6 protein-coding genes and 1 CRISPR repeat array are annotated in these 7,817 nt (G+C 39.8%); of the genes, 2 read left to right on the top strand and 4 right to left on the bottom strand.

Annotation, left to right across the window (positions count from 1 at the left end; all coding sequences use genetic code 11):
- Nucleotides 1–100 precede the first annotated feature (100 nt).
- The gene (locus tag Q0507_RS07925; RefSeq protein ID WP_298714842.1) at nucleotides 101–1,405 is read left to right on the top strand and encodes a cytosine permease; all 1,305 of its coding nucleotides are present in this window, start codon (nucleotides 101–103) and stop codon (nucleotides 1,403–1,405) included.
- A 5-nt stretch (nucleotides 1,406–1,410) separates the two neighbouring features.
- Nucleotides 1,411–1,575, top strand: a complete 165-nt coding sequence (locus tag Q0507_RS07920; protein WP_298714839.1) for a hypothetical protein — start codon at nucleotides 1,411–1,413, stop codon at nucleotides 1,573–1,575.
- Nucleotides 1,576–1,633: 58 nt separating this feature from the next.
- Nucleotides 1,634–3,375: a CRISPR direct-repeat array (repeat unit 35 nt; unit sequence GTTTCCGTCCCCATCAGGGGATCATTTAATTTAAC).
- A gap of 480 nt (nucleotides 3,376–3,855) precedes the next feature.
- Here Q0507_RS07920 and Q0507_RS07915 read toward each other — a convergent pair.
- The 4 genes from Q0507_RS07915 to Q0507_RS07900 form a co-directional block, all read right to left on the bottom strand.
- Complete coding sequence (locus Q0507_RS07915; RefSeq protein ID WP_298714837.1) at nucleotides 3,856–4,347, bottom strand: hypothetical protein; 492 nt, start codon at nucleotides 4,345–4,347, stop codon at nucleotides 3,856–3,858.
- A 319-nt stretch (nucleotides 4,348–4,666) separates the two neighbouring features.
- Nucleotides 4,667–5,533, bottom strand: a complete 867-nt coding sequence (locus Q0507_RS07910; protein WP_298714835.1) for a sigma-70 family RNA polymerase sigma factor — start codon at nucleotides 5,531–5,533, stop codon at nucleotides 4,667–4,669.
- Between the two features lie 293 nt (nucleotides 5,534–5,826).
- Nucleotides 5,827–6,891 (bottom strand): ATP-binding protein, encoded by a 1,065-nt coding sequence (locus Q0507_RS07905; RefSeq protein ID WP_298714833.1) that lies wholly within the window; start codon nucleotides 6,889–6,891, stop codon nucleotides 5,827–5,829.
- A 472-nt stretch (nucleotides 6,892–7,363) separates the two neighbouring features.
- Nucleotides 7,364–7,817, bottom strand: a 454-nt coding sequence (locus Q0507_RS07900) for a glycoside hydrolase family 3 N-terminal domain-containing protein (protein WP_298714831.1), incomplete at its 5' end; no start/stop codon positions are given.

Raw genomic sequence — 7,817 nt, 5'->3', positions numbered from 1 at the left:
CACTATATTTACACTACATAATAGGTCTTTACTACCATGCTTATATAAATCTTAAAACGCATCATGGTAGCTTTTTTATTACGTAAAGGAGTATAGATGTATGAGTAAGGAGAAATTAGAGTTTGTTGAACCAGTTGATACGAACACAGATAATGAGTATTCTAGAGAGCCTGTCCCGTTAGGAGCAAGGAAGTCCTGTTTTTCTCTCACCATCGTTTGGACTGGATTCGTTTTTCTTGTTACTAGTATGATGGCTGGTGGCGGATTAGCGGCAGGGCTGACTTTCAACGAATTACTATTGGCCATGATTCTAGGGAATATTTTCTTATGTATCATCGCAGGGCTAGTGAGTGTAATCGCCTATAAAACAGGCCTTACCTTCGCCCTTTTGACGCGATACAGCTTCGGTCAGGAAGGATCTAGAATTGCATCCCTTTTCGTTCCTATCGTCAATCTAGATTGGTACACGATTCAAGCGGCTTTATATGGACATTTTATTGCTCAAGTTTTTAGCCTTTCCTACACAGGCGAAATCATTGCTATGATGCTCAGCGCCGTTATCATGGGTATCTTTGCAGTTCTCGGCATTAAATCCCTCGCTGTATTCGGCTATATTGCGATTCCATCTATCGTATTCCTTTCACTAGGAACAGCGGCTCGCTCCGTTCAAACAATCGGTGGCTGGCAAGAACTATTTAACTATATGCCATTGCAACCTATCGATTTACTTTCAGGCATTACCATCGTTATCGGTACATGGATTCTATCCACTGCTACATGTATCGCCGATATTATGCGTTATGGTAAAAGCAAGAAAGATGTTATTACAGCGAGCACAATCGGTCTATTGGGCGGCAATACGTTGATGATCAGCTGCGGTGCTATCGCAGGCGTTGCTATGAATGATGGTGACTTAATCAACGTACTTTTAAGCTTTGGCCTCGTGTTCCCAAGCTTACTATTGTTGACTACAAATATCTTTACCACAAATGGTGCGAACCTCTATTCCACATCATTGAACCTAGCAAACTCTTTCAAACTAAACAGAAATATTATGCTAGCCGTGCTCATTGCTATCTCTGCATTAGCAACAATGACACAGCCATATAAAATCGACTCCCTCTTTATATTCTTAAGTACACTAGGCATCATCGTTCCGCCACTATGCGGCATTATCTTAGCAGACTTTTACCTGGTTCATCGCGGAAAATATATTGATTACAACAAAGCGACTTTCAAAAAATGGAATCTGGTTCCATGGATCACATGGGCCATCGCATTAGTCTGTGTTAAATTCATACCATTCGGACTGACTTCGCTGAACGGGATTGTAATCGGTGCCCTACTGTACGCAGTCATTACGTATATTGTTAAACCTAATGTTGTTAGTGAAAGCAAAGGGTGATTATCATGGCAATTCATAAACTATCAGCTATAATAGGCACAATCATTATGGGCATCGGATCCTTTATCACCTGTCTAGCCACAAGTGAAAGCACCATTACCCTTGGTAACGGCATGCTCGTGGTGAGCATTATTATGATGGGATTTGGGTACTCGAAATGGCAGCCGTAAAAAATTAATGTTTATATAAAATAAGAAAAAGCACTATCTACAAATAATAAGATAGTGCTTTTTTTGACCCTATTGGGGATTATTTAATTTAACTAGCAACTACATCTTTACTATTAACAATCGGTATTGTGTATGCGTTTCCGTCCCCTGATGGGGGTTATTTTATTTAACTGCAGTTAGGGCCGCAGCAGACACTGGTGCATGTAGATAGATTTGAGTTTCCGTCCCCACCAGGGGATTATTTGATTTAACTTCTTTTGAATTAGAAAATGTAAAGCGTGTTAAAGCTGTGTCTTAGTTTCCGTCCCCTAATGGGGATTATTTAATTTAACTAGGTGCTACAGAATATGCATTGATTTTGTATCGTGAAAAACTGTTTCCGTCCCCTAATGGGGACTATTTAATTTAACGTAATTCCAGCGGACTTTACAAAAGTGGAAATTAAAGCCGATAAGTTCCCGTCCCCTAATGAGGATTATTTAATTTAACATTATGCTTCTTTACCGATTGATCCAGTAATTCTACAAAATAAGTTTCCGTCCCCATCAGGGGATTATTTAATTTAACCATTATTCCTGTGGGTAATGTTAAGGGTGTTCGTGGCGGTAACGTTTCCGTCCCCATCAGGGGATTATTTAATTTAACAAGATTACGAAAATCTATACATTGGTTTTGATGAATTGCATGTTTCCGTCCCCATCAGGGGATTATTTAATTTAACATCAAGACTGTCTGGGATGTTTTCGCCCATGTAAGACGCCACGTTTCCGTCCCCATCAGGGGATTATTTAATTTAACCACCAATCACATTTGATGAATGTTGGGGTGCAGTAAAAGATATGGTTTCCGTCCCCATCAGGGGATCATTTAATTTAACTCTATCAACACAGAAAAAACTACTAAAAAAACTACATCTAAAAGTTTCCGTCCCCATCAGGGGATCATTTAATTTAACAATCAAGAAATGGACTAGGCATTGCCCGTATTTTGAAAAAGGCGTTTCCGTCCCCATCAGGGGATCATTTAATTTAACGAGCATGTCGAAATGTATGAAATTACAAACGACATTGAAGAGTTTCCGTCCCCATCAGGGGATCATTTAATTTAACGTAAATTATACCAGATAAGGAGATAAAATGCCTGAAATAGTTTCCGTCCCCATCAGGGGATCATTTAATTTAACCACCCACAATCGGCACAAATGAAGTACTCGTCTGTAAGTCGTTTCCGTCCCCATCAGGGGATCATTTAATTTAACGGTAAAGCAGAAGAAGTATATTCATTTGACCAACCTATTTTAGGTTTCCGTCCCCATCAGGGGATTATTTAATTTAACACCCTAAAGAGCCTATGCAGTTTAGCTATAAAGCTTTAGAGTTTCCGTCCCCTAATGGGGATTATTTAATTTAACGTGCTCGTTATCACAATGATAATGAACTTAAATTGGGGTTTGGTTTCCGTCCCCTAATGGGGATTATTTAATTTAACAAAATCTTTTGTTACTAACGAGTGGTTTGTTAAAACAGAAATGTTTCCGTCCCCTAATGGGGATTATTTAATTTAACATAAAGTTAATACTTTTATGGAAGGTATGCCTACTGCTGAAAGTTTCCGTCCCCTAATGGGGATTATTTAATTTAACTTGTTTTAGTGTCTATGATTATACAAGTGATAGTTCTGGAGAAGAGTTTCCGTCCCCTAATGGGGATTATTTAATTTAACGTGTTAAAAATAAAACTGTATTCGCTGGTGACAAGGATTATAAGTTTCCGTCCCCTAATGGGGATTATTTAATTTAATCCTGTCTTTGAAACAACAGATATTTACTGGTTCTAAAATGCCAAAAACGGCGGAGATTGTAAATCTACCCTAAAAGGCACTTTAGCGAGCTAAAATAATGCCGTTTAACCGCGCCACTATCACAACGGCGTAGATTTAGTTTTCTGAGAGTTAAATCTAGGTCTATTATAGCACATCACTAGCATTAATGAAAAACATATGAAAATAGAGCCACCTTATATAAGGTAGCTCTATTGAGGTTCAATATTTAACTTGTTTTTAATAATTCATATGCTCCAGCAGTTTCGTTTATTTTTTTATACGCCTATCCTCCTTTCCCAAATTTCTCTCCACCCTCCTACTTCTACTTTCACCGTCCAACGATTTTATCTCGTTAAATCTCTCCAGGCGATAAATAGTTCGGCCACGACTTGAGGGTTTTGGCTGAGTTTGATGCGGGCTAGCATTTTTCGCACGTAATTGCAGTGTTCTAGCATCGCTTCATTCAGTTTGTGTTTGACATGACGCGGGGATTGGTACACCAGGATCGGTGCAAAGTCCGCCACATGAATATAGCTCGTATCCGGTTCCGGACCTTCCAACGATATATTCATAGGGTATAGCCACGTTAAAGAGGCCGTACACCACGTCCTTGCCGATAGGGCGGCGACATTTAATATGCGCAAAGGTTAAATGCGGACCATAGGTCTTAGGCGCGGTATAGCTGCTGCGTCGACCATCGCTAGTCATGATGTAATTGGGCCTCAACCCTTCCTGCATCGCCAGCTCTCGCGTAATCGTTCGCATCGGTAGATGGACCATTTCTTCGCGTCCATCCACAAAATAACACTTCGTACTGTCCCCACCACTAGGTTGATAGGTAGGAATAAAACAAACAATGTGATTCTTTGGATTCGTGTAGATCAAATCCAAATCCTCTCCCTTAGATAGCCGAGCGGCCATCAAATTTGTTAGTTTATCATCTATTGCCATGGAATCCTCTCCAATCTGATCAGGAACATTCCTTTCAACAATACAATGAACACGTGTTCTGTGAAAGCAGATTAGCATGCTTTAATCTGCTGCTGATTTAATTGTATATCAGTCTGTATAATTTGTAAATATATATACAAAACTATAGAAATTTACGTATAATTAAAGACTTTATGATCTTGTAAAAGTTAACTATACCTTGATGTGTCATTATTTTCTCATTTAAATTGAGAATTGCATATTTTATGTATATTTGTTAATCGAGATGAAAAGAAATATGCAATATATAGAATATAAATAAGAAATTAAATTATAATAACTAATGTACACGCACGTCTTCAAAGTCCGTACTCAAATATCTCCGCAGCTTTCGAATGGCTCGTTCGTGACGCCGTTGGATGGCTTGGCGGCTGCAGTTCAATTCTTCACTAACCGATACCAAGCTTTGACACTCACCATAGACACGGCGCAGTAGGTCCCGTTGATCAGGAGATAGTCTGCCTAAAGCCCACACTAGACGAGCTCGTAGCCTATGCTCTTCGTCGGCACTCATCACCATATCCGCCACATTCTCGCCAGATGCGAAGATATCCATGCCAAAAGCCACTTCTCCATCATCGGTGGTGCGATCTGGGATGTGAATTTCACGGCGATAACGCAATCGCTCACGCTTCCAGTACCGCATATAACCGTACATGATGCCAGCTTTCACAAAGCCTGTGAACGGTACGGGCCCTTCCAAATCAAAGCTATAAATCGATTCTATGAGGATCGCCCATAGATAGCTCTCTACGTCCTCACGGAACTCGCGGTTTCCCATGCGATTCGTATAGTGCAAAATGAGCGGTCGATACCTGCGACAGAGCTCAATTTGTGCCGCATCATGACGAAGCTCGTCAACGGACCATGGTTGATACCCTACCGTCTGAACCCGCATATTCGGCTTTTGACAGATGGACACGAGACTCTTGTCCGACAAGGACGATAAGACTTGATGACCACAGACGAGGGTCTGTAATTTCAATTTCTCAGGAATACTTCGGCTAGACTCATTAGCTTTCGATAGTAAAGAATGAGATGGTAATGTCTGTGTTTCTAATTTTTCTGACTGATAGTTGTCATGTTGTAAGTTTGCAGTTTTAATACATGTTTTTTGTACTAAAGGTTCTTCGTTTGTATATAACATAAATCCCCTTTCCTGCCATGGCATAGCGCTTATGTACACAATACCGCGGAAAGAGTTTTTTGACAAATCGGCAATTCCTTGGAATTTCCCTATATTCTGTTATATTTGAGCCTTAATTTCTATCCAAAGTACAACTTAAGTATGCGATTCAAAAGGTAATTACTGAAAATATATAATGACTAAAAATGACACCACATACACAATGTGGTGTCATTTTTTAGAGGAAATATATACTATCATTGGGTAATAGTATTCAATCTTTAAGTAATAGTATTTAATCTGAAATTGTCTGATTAAATCGCAATACACGCGGCTTGAACAAAGTCGTTTAGCTGCGGTTTTACATGATTATAATATACATCAGCGCCATAACCGCGCACGATATCGCCCCAGTATTTATATACATAGCGGTACCAGAAATGGAACATACTATTCGTGAAATGGTAATCCGCGTACTTCGCGTTCCCACGGTTACTTGCCTGAATGCGGCCCACGAGTCCCATAGACATGAGATCGTTCAAACGAGATGTGAACGTGCCACTTTTAATTTGGCTTTCTTGTAAAAGCTCCACGTAATACGGTCTTTCCAAGCTAGCAAGACCCGTTAAAATGGCATTGGCACCCGTTATATTTTTCATATCTCGATGCAAAATATACTGTGTTTCTTCAAAGAGAGCTCCCGTTACTGAGAAGAACAAGTTAATAATATTCGTATCGATGCTTTCACCATTATCAAAGTATTGCACATAGGCAGGCAAGCCACCTGTTACGGCAAAGACGGTACGCAAATCGTCCTTTGCATAGTGAAGGCCCAAGGATTTCATATCCACCAAGGAAAATGGTTTCACCTCGAGATATTCGGACACGAAAGGTCCGATAAGGCTGCGATCGCCAATGATGCGGCCATCGAGCTGTTCCATGCCATTAGCCATCAAAATGATGTTCAAACGACTCGTATCTTTATAAGTTTCTAACAAATTGCGCAAGTGAATTGGAAACTGAGATACAGCCTCTACCAAGGCAGGATAATCATCAATCACCACAGTTTGAGGTGTTTTCACACTACTTTCAAAAAGCCTTACAAAGGCCTGATGCAAGGTTTCTACAGGCTCGAACTGATCTTGAGCATCAGCAGGAACAAAACGTTCCTCAAGAGCTCTATTTATATCAGCCACATGGACTGATTCATTGGCCATGCGCCCCGCCAAGTATACCGCCTTATGACGGCGTACAAGCTGCGAAGCCACATAGGATTTACCACTGCGATGAGGACCATATACAACACATAAACTCATTTGGCCCAATGCAATACGGGACTGGATACTCTCTATAATCTCAGCACGTCCCACAAAATTCATATACTCACCTCCAACTATTTACGGAAATTATTATATCATAATTTTAAATCATTATTAAACTTTTTTCATATAGTTAACATAGCTTTTTTATGTTAATTATTTTACGCATCACATACAGGTTTTTACTGTTATACTTTTTTCTCATGCCATATCAAAAAATCTTATAACGGCTGGGTTTTCAAGCATTCTGATTCATCAAAGCATCATAAACTTTTCAATATATGAGTCGAATATTACAATCTATATATTTAAAAATGACGTGCCTACCAGAAAGTATAGCACGTCATTTGCATGTTAAGTATATTAAATTGTTACTGAATTTCTTATTACTATTGCTACTGAATTTCTTATTACAAAATCGGTTATTACAGGATGTCTTATTGCTGAATCTATTACTTGGTACTGGTGATAAAGCATCTGCTAAGAACACAATTGCGAGTTATTACGGAATGTCTTATTACAAAATGTTTTACTACTGAATTTGAGTTTGCATTTTCATCAATAAAATACGCTTAACCGATTCGTTGAGGCGTTCATTCGAAATCGTTCCATTCGCCACCGCTTGCGTTAAAGCACGATGGACTTCGTCGATGTGAAGCGTATCCGCATCAACAAGGATGAGATCACTGCCTGCCAAAATGGAAGTTACAGCGTAATCTCCTATCTTTTGGTTGGATTGCAAAGCCCCCACATCGATACGGTCCGTCATAACGATACCCTTATAACCGAGCTCCTTGCGAAGCCAACCGTCAATAATCGCCTTAGAGGAGCTCGCCAAGTTCTCGTTATCGATAGCGGGAATTTGAATATGGCTCATCACGAGCATATAGCTATTCGCCGTCGTCTGTGCGATGAGGTGTTTAAACACGGCTACATCATTATTGCTGAGATACGCTTTTGCCTCATTAGCAGATCCAAAGGATGCA

This window comes from uncultured Veillonella sp. (genome assembly GCF_938010505.1).
In the GTDB taxonomy this organism is placed as follows: Bacteria; Bacillota; Negativicutes; order Veillonellales; family Veillonellaceae; genus Veillonella.
The sequence above is the reverse complement of the archived record's forward strand: the minus strand, read 5'-3'. Positions and strand labels throughout refer to the sequence as shown.